The sequence below is a fragment of the Pseudomonas sp. RIT-PI-r genome (assembly GCF_001297015.1).
Taxonomy (GTDB): Bacteria; Pseudomonadota; Gammaproteobacteria; order Pseudomonadales; family Pseudomonadaceae; genus Aquipseudomonas.
The window spans coordinates 157199-174427 of record NZ_LIGE01000037.1 but is presented as its reverse complement, the minus strand read 5'-3'; the positions used below and the strand labels follow the sequence as shown (position 1 = coordinate 174427).

General features: G+C 59.7%; 15 protein-coding genes. 5 read left to right on the top strand and 10 right to left on the bottom strand.

Going from position 1 to position 17229, the window contains the following annotated elements; all coding sequences use genetic code 11:
• Nucleotides 1-6 precede the first annotated feature (6 nt).
• The 7 genes from AK821_RS22900 to AK821_RS22870 all read right to left on the bottom strand — a co-directional run bounded on the left by AK821_RS22900 (nt 7) and on the right by AK821_RS22870 (nt 8913).
• Nucleotides 7-1071, bottom strand: coding sequence for an imelysin family protein (locus AK821_RS22900; RefSeq protein WP_064391906.1), 1065 nt, complete (start codon nt 1069-1071; stop codon nt 7-9).
• Between the two features lie 27 nt (nt 1072-1098).
• Nucleotides 1099-2526 carry a di-heme oxidoreductase family protein gene (locus AK821_RS22895; RefSeq protein WP_064391903.1) on the bottom strand — a complete coding sequence of 476 codons (1428 nt, stop codon included), beginning with the start codon at nt 2524-2526 and terminating at the stop codon, nt 1099-1101.
• A 277-nt stretch (nt 2527-2803) separates the two neighbouring features.
• Complete coding sequence (locus AK821_RS22890) at nt 2804-4150, bottom strand: imelysin family protein (protein ID WP_064391901.1); 1347 nt, start codon at nt 4148-4150, stop codon at nt 2804-2806.
• A 229-nt stretch (nt 4151-4379) separates the two neighbouring features.
• Nucleotides 4380-6431, bottom strand: a complete 2052-nt coding sequence (locus AK821_RS22885; protein ID WP_064391900.1) for a putative bifunctional diguanylate cyclase/phosphodiesterase — start codon at nt 6429-6431, stop codon at nt 4380-4382.
• A 435-nt stretch (nt 6432-6866) separates the two neighbouring features.
• Entirely contained in the window at nt 6867-7463 is a 597-nt protein-coding gene (locus AK821_RS22880) for a superoxide dismutase (protein WP_007918933.1), read from the bottom strand.
• A gap of 440 nt (nt 7464-7903) precedes the next feature.
• Nucleotides 7904-8506 carry a LysE/ArgO family amino acid transporter gene (locus AK821_RS22875; RefSeq protein ID WP_064391898.1) on the bottom strand — a complete coding sequence of 201 codons (603 nt, stop codon included), beginning with the start codon at nt 8504-8506 and terminating at the stop codon, nt 7904-7906.
• Between the two features lie 5 nt (nt 8507-8511).
• Nucleotides 8512-8913, bottom strand: a complete 402-nt coding sequence (locus tag AK821_RS22870; RefSeq protein WP_064391897.1) for an ACT domain-containing protein — start codon at nt 8911-8913, stop codon at nt 8512-8514.
• A 96-nt stretch (nt 8914-9009) separates the two neighbouring features.
• Here AK821_RS22870 and AK821_RS22865 point away from each other — a divergent pair, with 96 nt between their 5' ends.
• The 4 genes from AK821_RS22865 (at nt 9010) to AK821_RS22850 (ending at nt 12954) form a co-directional block, all read left to right on the top strand.
• Nucleotides 9010-9909: a LysR family transcriptional regulator ArgP gene (locus AK821_RS22865; protein WP_064391895.1), complete on the top strand. Its 900-nt coding sequence runs from the start codon at nt 9010-9012 to the stop codon at nt 9907-9909.
• Between the two features lie 94 nt (nt 9910-10003).
• Nucleotides 10004-10996 carry an NAD-dependent epimerase/dehydratase family protein gene (locus AK821_RS22860; RefSeq protein WP_064391892.1) on the top strand — a complete coding sequence of 331 codons (993 nt, stop codon included), beginning with the start codon at nt 10004-10006 and terminating at the stop codon, nt 10994-10996.
• 126 nt (nt 10997-11122) lie between these two features.
• Nucleotides 11123-11980, top strand: coding sequence for an ATPase (locus AK821_RS22855; protein ID WP_064391890.1), 858 nt, complete (start codon nt 11123-11125; stop codon nt 11978-11980).
• Between the two features lie 131 nt (nt 11981-12111).
• Entirely contained in the window at nt 12112-12954 is an 843-nt protein-coding gene (locus AK821_RS22850; protein ID WP_064391888.1) for a cache domain-containing protein, read from the top strand.
• 133 nt (nt 12955-13087) lie between these two features.
• On the opposite strand, the gene AK821_RS22845 is transcribed toward AK821_RS22850, so the two are convergent.
• Together AK821_RS22845 and pobA are read right to left on the bottom strand one after the other, a co-directional pair.
• On the bottom strand, nt 13088-14605 hold the full coding sequence (locus AK821_RS22845) for an MDR family MFS transporter (RefSeq protein ID WP_064391886.1): 1518 nt from the start codon (nt 14603-14605) through the stop codon (nt 13088-13090).
• Nucleotides 14606-14684: 79 nt separating this feature from the next.
• On the bottom strand, nt 14685-15878 hold the full coding sequence (gene pobA, locus AK821_RS22840) for a 4-hydroxybenzoate 3-monooxygenase (RefSeq protein WP_064391884.1): 1194 nt from the start codon (nt 15876-15878) through the stop codon (nt 14685-14687).
• A gap of 176 nt (nt 15879-16054) precedes the next feature.
• On the opposite strand from pobA, the gene AK821_RS22835 reads away from it, so the two are divergent.
• Nucleotides 16055-16939, top strand: coding sequence for a helix-turn-helix domain-containing protein (locus AK821_RS22835; protein ID WP_064391883.1), 885 nt, complete (start codon nt 16055-16057; stop codon nt 16937-16939).
• A gap of 113 nt (nt 16940-17052) precedes the next feature.
• Here AK821_RS22835 and AK821_RS30960 read toward each other — a convergent pair whose 3' ends face one another.
• On the bottom strand, nt 17053-17229 hold the full coding sequence (locus tag AK821_RS30960; RefSeq protein ID WP_008085463.1) for a hypothetical protein: 177 nt from the start codon (nt 17227-17229) through the stop codon (nt 17053-17055).

Below are 17229 nucleotides of genomic sequence, written 5' to 3'. Positions count from 1 at the left end.
CCCTCATCAGTCACCGTCGTTGGCGTTGAAGCCCAGCTGGATGCCCAGCGCCTTGGCCAGCTCGCCTTCGTGCAGGCGATGGACGACGTTGAGGCTGTCGTAGATATCGTTGAGTTGCTGGCGACCGGCGTCGTCTTCGAGCATTTCGCCGAGCGAGCGCTGAGTGCTGTCGAACAGTTTCAGCGAAGCGGCGTAGGCAGCATCGATCTTGTCCGCCAGTGGCTTTTGCTCAGCCGGCAACAGGCCGCGCAGGCCTTTGTTGTCGACGCCTTCCCACACGGTTTTCGCCGCCGCGAGGCTGGCTTCCAGTGCGGTCAGCGAAGACTGGCTGCGCCATGCATCGGCCTGGAACGGCTGTGGCACGCCTTTGCTCTGGCGGCCCATTGGCGTGCCGAGTTTTTTCTTCAGCGTGTCCAGCGCGGTGACTTGCACGCGCAGCAGATCGGCGATCGCTTCGTGGGAGTCGGCATAACGCTGGTTGGGGAACTTGGTCATCTGCGCAAGCATGCCGTCGGTGTTGTTCCAGTTTTGCAGAATCTCTTCGGCCAGTTGCTTCTGACGCTCGCCGATGGCGATCAGCAGTGGGCAGTACTTGGCTTTCTGATCGGCGTTGGCGACGTCCGGCTTGGCGTCGAACAGGATGTATTCGTAAGCCGACAGGCCTTGCACCACAACACTCGATTTGGCCAGTGCGGCGGCATCGATCTGTGGCTGCGCCACCACCAGTTGCTCGACCTGACGGCCGACGAGGTTTTTCTTGTCCGGCCAGAACTGCCCCTGCCACGAACGATTGCCCTCGGCCAACGGACCGATCAGCAGCGGTTGCAGCTCGGCCCAGGCTTTCTGCGCGTGGAGGAAGTCGGCGCGGGCGGTCTCCAGGGTTTCTTTGCCCTGACAGTAGGCGAGGGCGCTGACCGCCAGTTGCTTGTCGGCTTCGACCCAGCGGGTGTAGGTCGGCAGGATCACCGATTTGGCGATGGCCGCCGAGGTGACCGCTTGCGGATCCTGCGGCGAGCAGGCGCCGAGGGCGAGCGCGGCAAGGCTGGTGAACAGTAGCTTGGGACGGAACATGTCGGGCTCCCGATTCTTTATCAATGTTTAAAGTGAATTCAGAAACGCCAGCAGCGCGGCACGCTGCTCGGCATTGAAGGATAAAACCTGTTGCTGCGCCGCTTTCGCTTCGCCGCCGTGCCAGAGCACCGCTTCGAGCAGATTGCGTGCGCGACCGTCATGCAAAAACTGCGTATGACCGCTGACTGCTTGCGTCAAGCCAATCCCCCACAATGGCGGGGTGCGCCAGTCGCGGCCAGAGGCCTGGAATTCAGTGCGGTTGTCAGCCAGGCCGTCGCCCATGTCATGCAGTAGCAGATCGCTGTACGGGCGAATAACCTGGTTGGCCAGTTCCGGTTCGGCGGCGTTGGCGGCGGTGGTGTATTTCGGCGTGTGGCAGGAATCGCAGCCGGCCTGGAAAAACAGGTTCTTGCCGGCGATGACGTCAGCATCGTTAACGCCACGGCGTGCAGGCACGGCGAGGTTGCGGCTGTAGAACAGCACCAGACGCAGGATGTTATCGCTGACTTCCGGTTCGCCGTTCGGACCATTGCCGTTCGGCGCCTGCTTGCAGGCGGTTTGCGCGTCGGTGCAGTCATCGAAGGGTCTCAGGCTGGTGGTGAGGCCCATATCACCCGAAAACGCGTGAACATTCTGTTGATTGAGGTTCGGTTGCCCGGCTTTCCAGCCAAATCTGCCCATGACGGTTTTTTGCAGCGCGTCATCCCAGACCTGATTGGGCCGCCCATGGATGCCGTTTTTCGCTTTGGCTTGCGCAGCGGCGTTGGCGAGGATGGCTTCTTCGGGGATCGCTTCGAGCAGGCCCAGACCGATCATTGGCGGGGCTACTCGGGCTGAGAAACGCGTGTCCGGGTGCATCGGGCCGTAACCGAGTTGAGTGATCTGCAACAGCGGTTTGCGCAGTTCGACTTCGGTGCCGTCCTTGAAGCGCACGGGCACTGGTGTGTACTCCACGCGCACTTTTCCTTCCGGCGTGACACCGGGCACCGCCATGTCCTGGAACTGACCGCCGTACACCGGCTCCGGCACCACGCCGACCTGTTCAATGACTTTGGCAAACTCCGGCGCATCGGGAATCGACAGACGCACCAGCATCGACACGGCGTTGGGCGCATCCGGCGGTGGCGGATGACCGCGACCGTCCTTGATGTGGCAGCCCTGACAGGCGTTGGTGTTGAACAGCGGCCCGAGACCATCGCGTGCGGTAGTCGTCGACGGGGCGATCACCCACGGGCTGCGAAAGAAGCTGTTGCCGACGCTGAAATCCACCCGCCGCGATGGCGGCAGGTTGGCAGAGGGCAGGGAGAATGCATTCTGATCGGTCTTGCGCACGGTCGCCGCACCGCCGGAACGTGCTTCACCGGGCTCGGCCTTGGTGAAACGCGGGGCGTCATCGCAGGCACTCAGGCCCAAGGCCAGAAACAGTGCGGACAAGCGAAGAGGCAGCGAGGGCATCAGACATCCTGCGGACGGGCGAAAATAAAGGCGCAAAGTCTAACAGGGCGAGGGGGTTTGAATAAGAGGAATTATCGTTTGCTTGATACAGCGCAAATCTGAAGAGCAATGCAAAACCCCTGTAGGAGTGAGCCTGCTCGCGATAGCGGAGTGTCAGTCGACTAACTTCTGGCTGACACTCCGCTATCGCGAGCAGGCTCACTCCTACAAAGGGCTGTGTTTGGCAGGTATGAAAAAGGCGACCCGAAGGTCGCCTTTTTTAACGCGGACGCTGTGATCAGAACTCGTGATCAGCGTTGTCCGGGTTCAGGTCGCTGATGCCCAGTTTGCCGGCAGCGGCTTCGATCGAACCGGTCTGCTTGACCAAGGACGCGATCGCGTCGCGAACGATCTGGTTGCCAGCGGTGTTGCCGGCTGCGATCAACTGGTCGTAGTGCTCACCCTTGTTGGCGTGATCGACCATGACCTGGATCTTCGCTTCGGTGGCAGCCAGATCGGCTTTCAGCGCGGTGTCGGCAGCCGGGTCAGCCTTGGCCACCAGCGACGACAGGCTGGCGCCGGTCATCTTGGTGCCGTCAACACGGGTGTACTCGCCCAGGTAGACGTTACGAATGCCTTTGGCATCGTAGAAGTGCGAGTTGTGCGTGTTGTCGCTGAAGCAGTCCTGCTCGTCTTCAGGGGAGTTGGCTTCCAGGGAAACCTTCATGCGCTCGCCCGCCAGTTCGCCAAGGGACAGGCTGCCCATGCCGAAGAGCATTTTGCGCAGACCGGTTTCGCCCGGTTCGGCTTCCAGGGTGGCGCGGTAGTTGTCAGCCACGTTCGGCTTCCAGTTGCCGACCATTTCTTCCAGGTCGCTGACCAGCAGTTGGGTCACCGACTTCAGGTAGGCACGACGACGATCGTTGTGACCGCCAGTGGCGCCGGCGCCTTCGAGGTAGTCCGAAGCAGGACGGTTGCCAGCGCCAGGGCCGGTACCGTTGAGGTCCTGGCCCCAGAGCAGGAATTCGATGGCGTGGTAGCCGGTGGCGACGTTGGCTTCGGAACCGCCCAGCTCGTTGAGGCTGGCGAGTTTTTCCGGGGTGATGTCTTTGACGTCGACCTTGTCTTCGCCGACCTGAACTTCGGTGTTGGCGATGATGTTGGCGGTAGCGCCCGGGTTACCCAGTGCGTGCTCGTAGGATTTGTCGACGTAGTCGATCAGACCCTCGTCCAGTGGCCAGGCGTTAACCTGACCTTCCCAATCGTCGATGATGGTGTTGCCGAAGCGGAACACTTCACTCTGCAGGTACGGAACGCGCGCGGCGACCCAGGCAGCCTTGGCAGCTTTCAGGGTGTCGGCGTTCGGCTTGGCGAGGAATGCGTCGACGGCGGTCTGCAGGGTTTTCGCGGTGGATTCGGCATCGCTGTAAACCGCGAAGACGATGTCGGCGTAGTGCGCGACCACAGCCTTGGCGGCGGCTTCGTCGACTTTACCGGCAGCGGCAGGCGCCGCCGCTGGTGCGGTGGTGCTGGCGGCTGGCGTCGGTGCGGCCGGAGCGGCGGCCTTGTCTTTGCCTTCGCCGCAACCGGCGAGGGAAATAGCGATGGCCAGCAGACTGGCGGTAGCCAGAGGCATACGAATCATGGCGAACATCCTGCTTCGGTGGTTTATAGGACAGGCGCGGGGGTGCGCAAAACTGCGACATAATGCAAATCTTTCGCATTATGTGTAAAGGGTTGTGGCTGGAAATATTTCTTATTTACGCCGGTGTGATGGCACCGATCATAAGATCGCAGCCTCGTTGCACTCGACAGCTCCTACAGGGGAATGCGATTCATGTAGGAGCTGCCGCAGGCTGCGATCTTTTGACCTTCTAGAGAATGGCCGCGTTAGTGCGTTGCGCCTGCTTGAGATAGGCACTCAACTCGCGCGCCGGCAACGGCTTGCTGTAGTGGTAACCCTGACCTTCATGACAGCCCTCGGAGATGATGTAGCTTTCCTGCTCGGCGGTTTCCACCCCCTCGGCAATCACCTGCATGCCCAGGCTTTTACCCAGTTGAATGATCGCGCGAACGATGGTCGCATCGTCGTCGTCATCGAGCAGATCCTGAACGAAGCTCTTGTCGATCTTGATCTTGTCCAGCGGCAGGCTTTTCAGATAACTCAGCGACGAATAGCCCGTACCGAAGTCGTCGATGGCAATCAGTGCGCCGGAGCGACGCAGGCTCAGCAAGTGCTGGGCGGCGGTGCTGATGTCTTCCATCAGGCCGGTTTCGGTGACTTCCAGCTCCAGGCTGCGTGGCGGCAGGCGGTACATCTGCATCAGGTTGTTGACCACCCGTGGCAACTCGGCATGGTGCAGTTGTACGGTCGACAGGTTCACCGCCATGCGCAGATCGGCGAAGCCCTGATCGTGCCAGTCACGCAATTGCTTGCAGGCCTGATCGAGCACCCATTCGCCGATGGCGATGATCGTGCCGTTTTGTTCCGCCAGCGGGATGAACAGATCCGGCGGCACCAGACCGTGCTCCGGGTGTTGCCAGCGAATCAGCGCCTCGACGCCCACTACGCGGTGGTCGCGATAGCTGATCTGCGGCTGATAGACGAGGTAGAACTGGTCGCGCAGCAAGGCATCGCGCAAATCTTTTTCCAGTTCGCGGCGGCGACGCATCTCGCTGTCGACGCTGGCGATGTAGAACTGATAGCGGTTGCGCGAGCGAGTCTTGGCCAGAGTCATGGTCTGTTCGGCTTTCTGCAGCAACTTCTCGGTGCTGTCACCATCCTCCGGGAACAGGGTGATGCCGATGGTCGCACGCAGGCGGATTTCCTGATTCTCGAGGGCGAACGGCGCTTCCAGGTCATCGAGAATGCTTTGTGCCAGTTCTGCCGCTTCGTAAGGCTGTTCGATATCGGCCTGCACCAAGGCGAACTGGTCGCCACCCAGACGGGCGAGGGCACCGAGGCGGCCGCTATGGGCGCGCAGGCGATCAGCCAGCGCCAACAGCAACTGGTCGCCGGTCTGGTAGCTGAATTGTTCGTTGATGCCCTTGAAATCATCCAGCCCTACACATAACACCGCGACCCGGCGCTGCAGCTTGCCGGCGTCGACCAGAATCTTGTCCAGTTGTTGCTGCAATTGCTGGCGATTCGGCAGGCCGGTGAGGAAGTCGTACTGAGCCATGCGCAGCAGGCTGTTTTCCGCTTCGTGGCGTAGATGGGTGTTGCGTTCGATCGATTCGAGAAGCTGATTGGCGGTGTTGATCCAGATACCCAGTTCGTTTTTCTCGTGGCCCTTGAGCTGCGGAATCTTGTGTTCGCTGGGGCGATCGGGATTGATCTCGGTGAGATGTTCGATGATCCGCGACAGCGGTTTGGTCAGCAGCCAGTGATAGACCAGATACAACACCAGGCCCATGGCCAGTGCGCGCAATACGCCAGAAATGAAAATGATCACCGAACTGACGATAAAACCCTCGCCATAGGTGGCGGTGTCGAGGGTGATGCTCAAGTCACCGTAATATTCGCTGTACGGGCCGCGTCCCACCAATTGCGTGGTGAAAGTGCGCTCCTGGCCGAGGATCAGGTCGGTCAGCCAGCGGCTGTTGGAGTGCTGCAGGTCGCGGGATTTCTGCGCGAGCATGGCTTCGTTGGGGTGGCCGATGGAAGCCTGACGCACGGCGTCGTCCTGGAACAAGCCTTCAATCACCTGCATGCCCATCTCCCGGTCCAGGCTATACACGGCCTGGGTGGACGGATCGCGGAACATGTCGAGGATTCGTTCAGCGTCGCCGGCGACCGCCTGACGGGTTTTATAGGCATCGAAAACAATCTGCGCGCAGCTCAAGACCACACCGACGATCAATGCCGACAGGAGCACGACCCGGAGCAACTTCACCGACAAGCTGTTCTTGAGTTCCAGCTTCAAAGGGTTATTCCTTGTTCCGTGCGGGTAGCGTCAGTTTGCCATGAGTATTGGCAATCCCGAGTTGGCAGTCAAAGGGACAATCAGGCCCAGGATAATTTGCCTGTGGCTCTGGTCGAAATGCTGCTGTCTGGAGTATTAGCCCTAATTTGTACTATGTCGGTAGTTTCGCCCCTCAACTTGAGCGGTTCGCAGCATTTTTTCCGCTGTTTTGATGTTAGCCCTCCGCGCCAAGGCAGCAAGCCACATCAACAGGAAATCCCCCAATCCCATGTAGGAGCTGCCGCAGGCTGCGATCTTTTGATCCTGGCCTTGTAAAAACAAGATCAAAAGATCGCAGCCTGCGGCAGCTCCTACAGGAAATCAAAAGGGTTGAGCACACAAATCACAGGCATAAAAAAACCCGGCAAAAGCCGGGTTTTTTGACTGGCGCGCAGCTTAAGCGGTGAAGGTTTTGCCTTCGAACTGCTCAGCGACGAACTTCCAGTTGACCAGGTTCCAGAACGCTTCGACATACTTAGGACGAACGTTGCGGTAGTCGATGTAGTAAGCGTGTTCCCAGACGTCGCAGGTCAGCAGCGGGGTGTCGCCGCTGGTCAGCGGGTTGCCGGCGCCGATGGTGCTGGCCAGAGCCAGGGAACCGTCAGCCTTTTTCACCAGCCAGCCCCAGCCGGAACCGAAGGTGCCGATCGAGGTTTTGCTGAACTCTTCCTTGAACTTGTCGAACGAACCGAACGCTGCGTTGATGGCTTCAGCCAGCGCGCCGGTTGGTTGACCGCCGGCGTTTGGCGCCAGGCAGTTCCAATAGAAGGTGTGGTTCCAGACCTGAGCGGCGTTGTTGAAGATACCGCCCGAGGAAGTCTTGACGATTTCTTCCAGGGTCTTGCCTTCGAACTCGGTGCCTGGCACCAGGTTGTTCAGGTTCACGACATAGGTGTTGTGGTGCTTGTCGTGGTGGTATTCCAGGGTTTCCTTGGAAATGTGCGGCTGCAGGGCATCGTGTGCGTAAGGCAGCGGCGGCAATTCGAAAGCCATGATGATTCTCCTAATCAGGTCTGTTGCGGTGAGCGCAAGGCCGATCACGGGCGGCCAGAAATGCACCGGCGAGTTTTTACTCTTTGCGGCGCAGGGTTTCGATCATAGCACCGGGGTTGCGCCATAACCACGCAACAACTGTGTGGGATAGAGGTTCAAGGGGATGCCCTCACTAAATGACGGATCGCGTTGGAACTGTGATCGTGCCAAGCAAGGCGCGGGACGAAGAGGATGCTTTTTGCCTCTTCGAGTCCTGCAACGCCGCTTGGCACGATCACAGCTCCAACCCGAAGGGCCGCCGCCCCGTAAAGCGCAATCCGTCGTTGTTCGTCGCTCATTTGGCCCGCCAAACCACGCTCCTCACGCCTAGTCTTGCGCTTTACGGGGCGGCGGCGCGACCGTCATTTAGTGAGGGCATCCCCTTAGCTGTTTGGAATAAATCAGCTCGCGATTATCAACTGCCCCGCGACCGTGAACATCATCAACGCCACCACCAGATCAAGGATCCGCCAGGTACTTGGCCGTGCCAGCCACGGCGCCAACCAGGCAGCGCCCAACGCCAAGGTGAAAAACCACAACAGCGAAGCACTCGCAGCACCGACCACATAAGCGCCCGGTACCGATTGCTGCGCGCCGAGCGAACCGATGAGCAACACCGTATCCAGATAAACGTGCGGGTTGAGCAGTGTCACTGCCAGCGCACTGAGCATCACCGCGCGCAGCGAGCGCACGGTCTGGTTTTCACCTTGACCCATGCTTTGTTTCGAACAAGCTCGGCGCAGCGCCTGGCTGCCGTACCAGATCAAAAATGTCGCGCCGCCCCAGCGGGCAACCGCCAACAACGTCGGGTTCTGCGCCAGGATCGTCGCCAGCCCGAACACGCCAGCGGCGACCAGCAGCGCATCGCACACCACGCATAGCGCCGCTACCGGCAAATGGTGTTCACGGCGCAGGCTCTGTGCCAATACAAAGGCGTTCTGCGTGCCGATCGCCATGATCAGCCCGAACGCGACCAGCAAGCCGTTCACATAGCTTTGCCACATAAGAATTACTCCGCGTTGGCTGCCAGATCGCGCAGCACTTGCATGGCGCGTTCGGCGTCGGCCTGACCGACAAACAAATGGTCGTGGTAATAGCCGGCGATCACGTTGCAACTGATCCCGGCCTTGCCCAATGCCGTGGCGAAGGCGGCGGTGAGGCCAACGGCTTCCAGCGCCGAATGCACGTTGAGGGTGATCCACGCGGCCACGTAGTCGAAGCTGAAACCGGCCTGTTCGGCGTGGGAACGTTCGAGAATCACCGTCAAGCCTTCCTCTTCGCGGAAGCTGCCAATGATTTGCACACCGCTCGGCAATTGGCCGACGGGCAGGGTGCAGAACACATATTCACCAGCGTTGAGTTGCGGGCTCATGCTGCGCAACAGGGTCGTGAGTGAGGTTTCGCCAGCCATTGCAGTGTTCCTTGAGAAAGAGTGCTTGCTGGCTATTCTCCGATCGAAACCTGTATAAGAAAAACCAATATTGCTGATCGCTCATTAGGAAAACTGATGTTCGACTACAAATTGCTTTCCGCTCTGGCCGCCGTGGTCGAGCAGGCCGGATTCGAACGGGCCGCGCAGGTGCTGGGTTTGTCACAATCGGCGATTTCGCAGCGGATCAAACTGCTTGAAGCACGGGTCGGCCAACCGGTGCTGGTGCGCGGTACGCCGCCGTCGCCAACCGAGATTGGCCGGCGGCTGCTTAACCACGTGCAGCAGGTGCGTTTGCTTGAGCGCGACTTGCAGACCCTGGTCCCAGCCCTGGATGAAGAGGGTTTGCCGGAGCGCCTGCGCATTGCGCTTAACGCTGACAGCCTCGCCACATGGTGGGCACAAGCGGTGGGCGACTTCTGCGCCGAACAACATTTGTTGCTCGATCTGATCGTCGAAGACCAGACCGTCGGCCTCAAACGCATGCGCGCAGGAGAAGTGGCCGCGTGCCTTTGTGCCAGTGAACGACCGGTGGCCGGCGCGCGGAGTGTGCTGCTCGGCGCGATGCGTTATCGCGCACTGGCCAGCCCGGTATTCATCGAACGGCATTTCCCGAATGGCGTGCGTGCCGAGCAGTTGCCGCGCACCCCGGCGCTGGTGTTCGGCCCGGACGACTTCCTCCAGCATCGCTACCTCGCATCGCTAGGGGTCGATGGTGGTTTCGAACACCATTTATGCCCGTCCTCGGAAGGTTTTATCCGCCTGACCGAAGCCGGACTCGGCTGGGGCCTGGTCCCGGAACTGCAAGTGCGCGAGCAGTTGCAACGCGGCGAATTGCGCGAACTGTTGCCAGATAAACCGATCGACGTGCCGTTGTACTGGCATCATTGGCGCAATGGCGGTCAGTTGCTGGGCTTGCTGACCGAGCAATTGGTGCGCGCTTCAGCGCAATGGCTGGTGCCTTGGAAACAGCCATGAGCGTCAAGCTGCAGCGGCAAGTCTAGCGCCGCTCACCGTTTTAAACTTGCAGCTCGAAGCTTGAAGCTCGCAGCTGGTTTCATTGGAGCTTTACATGAAAATTCTGGTCACCGGCGCAAGCGGCTTCATTGGCGGACGCTTTGCGCGTTTCGCCCTGGAGCAGGGCCTGGATGTGCGGGTCAACGGTCGCCGGGCCGAAAGCGTCGAGCATCTGGTGCGCCGGGGTGCCGAGTTTGTACCTGGCGATCTGACCGATCCTGATTTAGTGCGCGAACTGTGTTCCGACGTCGAAGCCGTGGTGCATTGTGCTGGCGCCGTCGGACTGTGGGGCCGTTATCAGGACTTTCTTCAGGGCAACGTGCAGGTCACCGAAAACGTCGTTGAGGCCTGCCTCAAGCAGCGCGTCCGCCGCTTGGTGCATCTTTCGTCGCCATCGATCTACTTTGACGGCCGCGATCATTTGGGCCTGACCGAAGAGCAAGTGCCCAAGCGCTTCAAACATCACTACGCTGCGACCAAATACCTGGCTGAGCAAAAGGTCTTCGGCGCGCAGGAGTTCGGTCTTGAAACCATCGCCCTGCGCCCGCGCTTCGTCACCGGTGCCGGTGACATGAGCATCTTCCCGCGTCTGCTCAGGATGCAGCGCAAGGGCCGTCTGGCGATCATCGGCAATGGCCTCAACAAGGTCGATTTCACCAGTGTGCAGAACCTCAACGAAGCCATGCTCAGCAGTCTGCTGGCCGCCGGCTCCGCGTTGGGCAAGGCCTACAACATCAGCAACGGTGCGCCGGTGCCGCTGTGGGATGTGGTCAATTACGTGATGCGCAGGATGGAAGTCCCACAGGTCACCAAGTACCGTTCCTATGGTCTGGCCTACAGTGTCGCGGCGCTCAACGAAGGTGTATGCAAACTCTGGCCGGGCCGGCCGGAACCTACGCTGTCGCGCCTGGGCATGCAGGTGATGAAAAAAAATTTCACCCTCGACATCAGTCGCGCCCGGCATTATCTGGACTACGATCCGAAAGTCAGCCTGTGGTCGGCGCTGGATGAGTTCTGCGCCTGGTGGAAAGCGCAGGAGATTCACTGAAACTCGTTGAAACGAATCGGCCAGCCGGCAATGAACCGCACCGCAGGTTGAGGGTCAATGCCTGCGGCTGCGCCGGTTATACTTCGCAGCATTTAGCCATTACCGCGTTTCACAAAGGTTGCCTCAATGTCCATGCGTAATGATGCCCACGACGATTTCGATGATGTCCCGAGCCTGCGTGCCGATACCTTCGACGACGATGACATTCCGACCACCGCGCGCACTTCCGTGCATTCGCGTACACCGCCTGTGGTCAAGGTCAAGGCGGCGAGCACCGGGCCATTGTGGGCACTGGTCGGTGCCTTGTTTTTCGCCTTTATCGGCCTGGCATGGTGGAGTTTCCAGCAGATTTCACTGATGGAGCAGCAACTGGTTGCGACCCAGGAAAGTTTTGCCCGCATCAGCGAAGAGGCGGCCGGACGCCTGCAGGATATTTCCGGCAAGGTGGTGGCCAGTCAGAGCAACGTCACCAGCGACAGCGAAGCCTTGAAGCTGCAGATCAAACAACTTGAAGGCAAGTTGCTCGATCAGAGCAAGGAGCAGCAGGGCGTGGCCGGTCAGGCCAGCGATCTCGACAAGCGTCTGGCACAGATGAGCGCGCAGACCACCGAGCAGCAGAACGCCAATACCCAGTTGCAGGCGCAGGTCAAAGCCTTGACCGCAGAGCTGGCGACGGTGAAAAGCACCCCGGCCGATACCAGTAAGGTCGACGCCCAGCTCAAGGCTTTCGACGCGCAATTCAAGAGCCTCGGCGCTGACATTGCCGCACTGAAAAAACAGGGCAATCCAGGCGCGGCCATCGACCGTCTGGAGCAGGACATCGTTGTCCTCAAAAGCCAGCAGGACAATCGTCCGGCAACGCCTCAGGGGGGCGCCACCAATACTGCTGAGTTTGATGCGTTTCGCGCTCAGATGACTCGCAACCTCAACACCTTGCAGGCGCAGATCCAGAACCTGCAGCAGCAAATCAACGCGCGTCCCTGAACGTCGGCAGCGGTGGTGAAGGATTCTCTCGCCACCGCAACTCCCGACACTTTCAGAAACCCTCTGAATATCCATGCATCAGCCCAAGCCGTCTACGCTCTTGAAACACCAACAAGAACGAGGGATGCGTCATGGGGTTTGTGCATAAATTCGCCTGTCTCTGTTTGCTGTTATTGGCCAGCCTCGGCCAGGCCAGCGCCGCCACCAAAGACGACAGCCAGGCCGCCATCGCCCTGCTGGAAAAAGCGCTGGCCTATTACCACGACAACGGCGACAAGGCATTTGCCGCCTTCAGCCGCCAGGGCGAATTTGTCGACAAGGATCGTTATGTGTTCGTGGTCGACACCAAAGGTGTGATGCTCGCCAGCGGTGGGCCTTCTTCGGCCCTGATTGGCCGCGATGTCAGCGAAGTGCTCGGGCCGGATTTGCAGAAAGCGTTCAAGCAAGCCTTGATGGTGCCGGAAGGCAACGGTATTCAGCAGGCTGAATACCGTTGGCAGAACTGGGCCGATGGCAAGGTCGAGCGCAAGCACGTGTTCTATCAGCGCATCGGTCAGCGCATTCTGGCGGTCGGTTACTACTTGCCGCGGGCTTCGGCCGAGCAGGCCAAAAACCTGCTGGATAAGGCGTCGGCTGATCTGGGCAAAGACGAGAAAGGCACGCTCACGGCGATCAATTCGCTCAAGGGTGGCTACCTGCAGGACGACTTGTATGTATTCGTGGTCGACCTGAACACCCAGCGCTACGTCGCCCATGGTACCAACCTGCGCCTGATCAATACCGACTTCGGCAAGATCAGTGACCCGGAAGGCAAACCGGTGGGTGAGCCGATTCTGGCGCTGATCGGCAAGCAGGATGAGGGTGAATATGAATACCGCTGGAAGAACCCGGTGACCGGCAAGGTCGAAGACAAACATGCCTACTTGAAGAAGGTCGGCCATTTCCTCGTGGCGGTGGGTTACTACAGCCCTTGAATCCCAGCGCTGATCGTTCCCACGCTCCGCGTGGGAACGCCTCAATGGACGCTCTGCGTTCGGCTTTGGATGGGACGCAGAGCGTCCCGGGCTGCATTCCCACGCCGAGCGTGGGAACGATCGTGTGAAAGGATTATTTGGCGCCGTGCTCACGCCCGCGCAGCAAGTTGTTCGGCATCGCAATCGCCGCCGCCAACCCGAGCAACGACACCGCCGCGCTTACCCACAACAAATGCCGGAACGTGACCAGCAACTCCGCGCGCAAGGCGTTTTGCGCATCCCCCGGTGCCGCGTTCAGACCATCGAGCAACACATTGCCGCTATGCCCTTCGCTCATCAGCGAACTGCTCGCCAGATGGGCGAAATTCGAATCCTGCAGCAGCGCCAGCAGCAGCGCCGACATCAACGCCACGCCCACCGCGCCGCCCAGTGAGCGGAACAGGTTGGTGGTGCTGGTCGCTACGCCGATGTCGCGTTGTTCCACCGAATTCTGTGTGCCGACCAGCGAAGTCGGGAACTGCATGCCGCTGGAAATACCGCAGAACAACATGAACAAACCGCTGAGCAATGTCGCTTCTGGCGGGCTGAAGGCCATGCCGAGAATCGAGATCGGCATCAGCACCGCGCCAGTCAGGATTTGTGGCTTGTAACGCCCGGTGATCGAGGTGCGACGGCCCGCGAAGTAAGCGCCAATGGGCAGGCCCATGGCCAATGGCAGCAAGTGCAACGCTGCGCTGTCGGCGCCGGCACCGGTGACCGTCTGAAAGCGCAGCGGCATCAGCACGATCAGCGAAATCGCCTGGAAACTGGTGAAGAAAATCGTGCACCAGCACAGCAACGCATTGCGGTTGGCGAACAGATGCATCGGCAGCAATGGTTCCCGTGCCCGACGCTCATGCCAGACAAACACCGCCAGCACCACCACCGCGCAAGCGAACAAGCCGAGCACTTCGCTGCTGCGCCAGGAATGGCCTTGGCCGACTTGAGTAATGCCCAAGAGCAGCGCGGTCAGGCCGATGATCATCAACAGCGTGCCGAGGTAGTCGATGATCGGTTTGCGTTGCGGAATCGGCAGCCCGCGCAGGTTGCGCCGCGCCACCCACCAGGCACCGAGACCCAGTGGCAGGTTGATCAGAAACACCCAGCGCCACGACAGGTATTCGGTCATGTAACCACCCAGCACCGGGCCGGCGACGCTGGCCACCGCGTACATGCTGCTGAAGTAACCCTGATAACGGCCGCGCTCACGCGGCGGAACGATGTCGCCGATAATCGCCTGACTCACCGAAATCATCCCGCCAGCGCCGATGCCCTGAAGGATCCGCGCCAGCACCAGTTGCTCCATGCTTTGCGCCATGCCACAGAACAGCGAAGCGAGGGTGAACAGGCCCATGCCGAACAGCATCAGTTTGCGCCGTCCGTACAAGTCGCCGAGCTTGCCGTAGATCGGCACGGCCACGGTCATCGCCACCATGTACCCGGAAATCACCCAGGCCAGCAGGCTGACATCCTTGAACTGGGCGGAAATTGCCGGCATCGACACGGCGACGATGGTCTGATCCAGCGCACCGAGAAAGATCGCCATCATCAGCGCGACCAGCACGCTGCGAATGGCCGGTTTGGGCGTTTCGGGGTGATTGAGATTGGTCACGGGCAAAACCTGCGGGCAGTGAGAGTCCCGCAGATCGTCTGGCGAGCGGGGATGCTCGCCAGTGTAAGTCGGTAGCAGGCTATTCGATAGCCTCATAAGGAAGTCCGACGTAATTTTCTGCAATGGTTTTTCGCCCCGCTTCTGAACTGACAAAATAGTCCAGTTCCGAGGCGCTGATGCGCTGGCTGAACGCATCGTGATCGTCGAAGCGGTGCAGCATCGAGGTCATCCACCAGGAAAAGCGCTCGGCTTTCCACACTCGGCGCAGGCAGATTTCCGAGTACTTCTCCAGCAGATCGGTACGCCCGTCGCGGTAAACCTTCAGCAGAATATTGAACAGCGTGCTGACGTCACTCGCGGCCAGATTCAACCCCTTGGCGCCGGTGGGCGGCACGATGTGCGCGGCGTCGCCAACCAGAAACATCCGCCCGTACTGCATCGGCTCGACGACAAAACTGCGCAGCGGCGCGATGCTTTTTTCGATCGATGGCCCGGTGACCAATTTTTCCGCAAGCTGCGCAGGCAGGCGGTTTTTCAGCTCGTCCCAGAAACGCTGATCGCTCCAGTCATCGACGTTTTCATCCGCCGGCACTTGCAGGTAATAGCGGGTGCGCGTCGCCGAACGCATGCTGCACAAGGCAAAGCCGCGCTCATGTCGGGCGTAGACCAGCTCCTCATGCACCGGCGGCGTATCGGCCAGAATGCCCAGCCAGCCAAACGGATATACCCGCTCGAACACTTTCAGACAATCGTCCGGAATCGACTGGCGAGCCACACCGTGGAAACCGTCGCACCCGGCGATGTAGTCGCAATCGACGCGCCATGTTTCGCCGTCCTTTTCGAAGGTGACAAAAACTTCGTCGCTTTTCATGCCATGAGGAACGACATTGCTCGCTGAATAAATCGTTGTTGCTCCGGCCTCCCGACGAGCGGCCATCAGTTCGCGGGTGACTTCGGTCTGGCCGTAGATCATCACGGTCTTGCCGCCGGTCAGCCCGTGAAGGTCGATGTGCACCTGACGTCCGTTCAGCGCCAGATCGAAACCGCCATGCACCAGCCCTTCGGCGTCCATGCGCTGACTCACGCCAGCCTGACGCAACAGCTCTACCATGCCTTGTTCAAGCACGCCGGCACGGATGCGCCCGAGCACATAGTCAGGGGTTTGACGTTCGAGGATGAGGGTGTCGATGCCGGCGTTGTGCAGCAACTGGCCGAGCAGTAGACCGGACGGACCGGCGCCGATGATGACGACTTGGGTTTTCAGCGTTTTCATTGTTTTTATGACTCGCAAGCTTCACGCGGCAAATGCCGGCGAATGTTTTTATGGATCGAGTGCTTGCATTTTTCCCTCGCGGGTCTGTCAATTGAAGGTGAAAACTGAGCCGATACCTGTACATTCTGCCAATCGGTGCGATTATCGCCCCACAACCCCGAGGCTGGATTGAAGTGATGAACAAGCCTGAGCTGTCCTCGATTCCGGTGTTCAAGCTCTACGGTGAAAGCCTGGACTGGCCGACCCCTGACTTGCTGCACTGTGAAACCATTTCCTCACGCAGCCGCGAACATCAATGGGAAATCAAACCCCACCGCCACGCTGATTTGTGCCAGTTGCTCTTCGTCTTCAAAGGTCAGGCAGAGCTTGAGATCGAAGGTCAGCGCACGCAACTCCAAACACCCGCGATTCAAGTCCTGCCGCCGTTGTCGGTGCATGGCTTTCGTTTTTCCGAAGACGTTGAAGGCTTTATCGTTACCCTCGCCACGCCGCTGATCAGCCACTTGCAGGCGCAATTGGGCGAATCGGTGCAGGCACTGGCCTGCGCGGAAAGTTACCCGGCCGGACAGGACGGCGATTATCTGAACAGTCTGTTCATGGCGTTGCAGGCTGAATACAACGGCCATCAACCGGCGCGGGAAATGCTCATGCATTCGCTGGTCAGCGTGATCATGGTCTGGGTCAGTCGCCAAGCCATCGTGCGCCACAAGGCCAGTCAGCGCCCGCAGCGCCAGCGCGAATACCTCAACGGTTTTATACAGTTGGTAGAAGAGACTTATCGCCAGCATGTGAAGGTCGAGGATCTGGCGCATCGCCTGGGCATTTCGGTATCGCACCTCAACGGCACGTGCCGTGAACTGGCGGGGCAGCCGGCGTTGCAGATCATGCATGAACGTCAGTTACTGGAAGCCAAGCGTTTGCTGACCTACACCAGCATGACCATTTACGAGATGTCGGAGTTGTTGGGATTTTCCGATCCGACCAACTTCACGCGCCTGTTTCGGCGCCGGGTGGGGATATCGCCAAAGGCGTTCCGCGACCGCCTCAAGGCCGAACAGTAGTCCATTGACACCGCAGCCCCCTGTAGGAGTGAGCCTGCTCGCGATAGCGGTGTATCAGTCAAAATCTATCTGACTGACACACCGCTATCGCGAGCAGGCTCACTCCTGCAAGGTCAGCGCAACGCGTTAAGCGTGGCGTTATGCGGAATGCAGCGCTCGAAATTGCAGCTCGCGTATTCGCGGGGCAGCTGTCGCAGTTGTTCGACCCGCCAGGCAGCGGTGCCGTACAGCGCCAGCGTGGCGGCGCAGGTGATGAAAATCGCGAAGTACCTTCTTGTTTTGATGTTCAT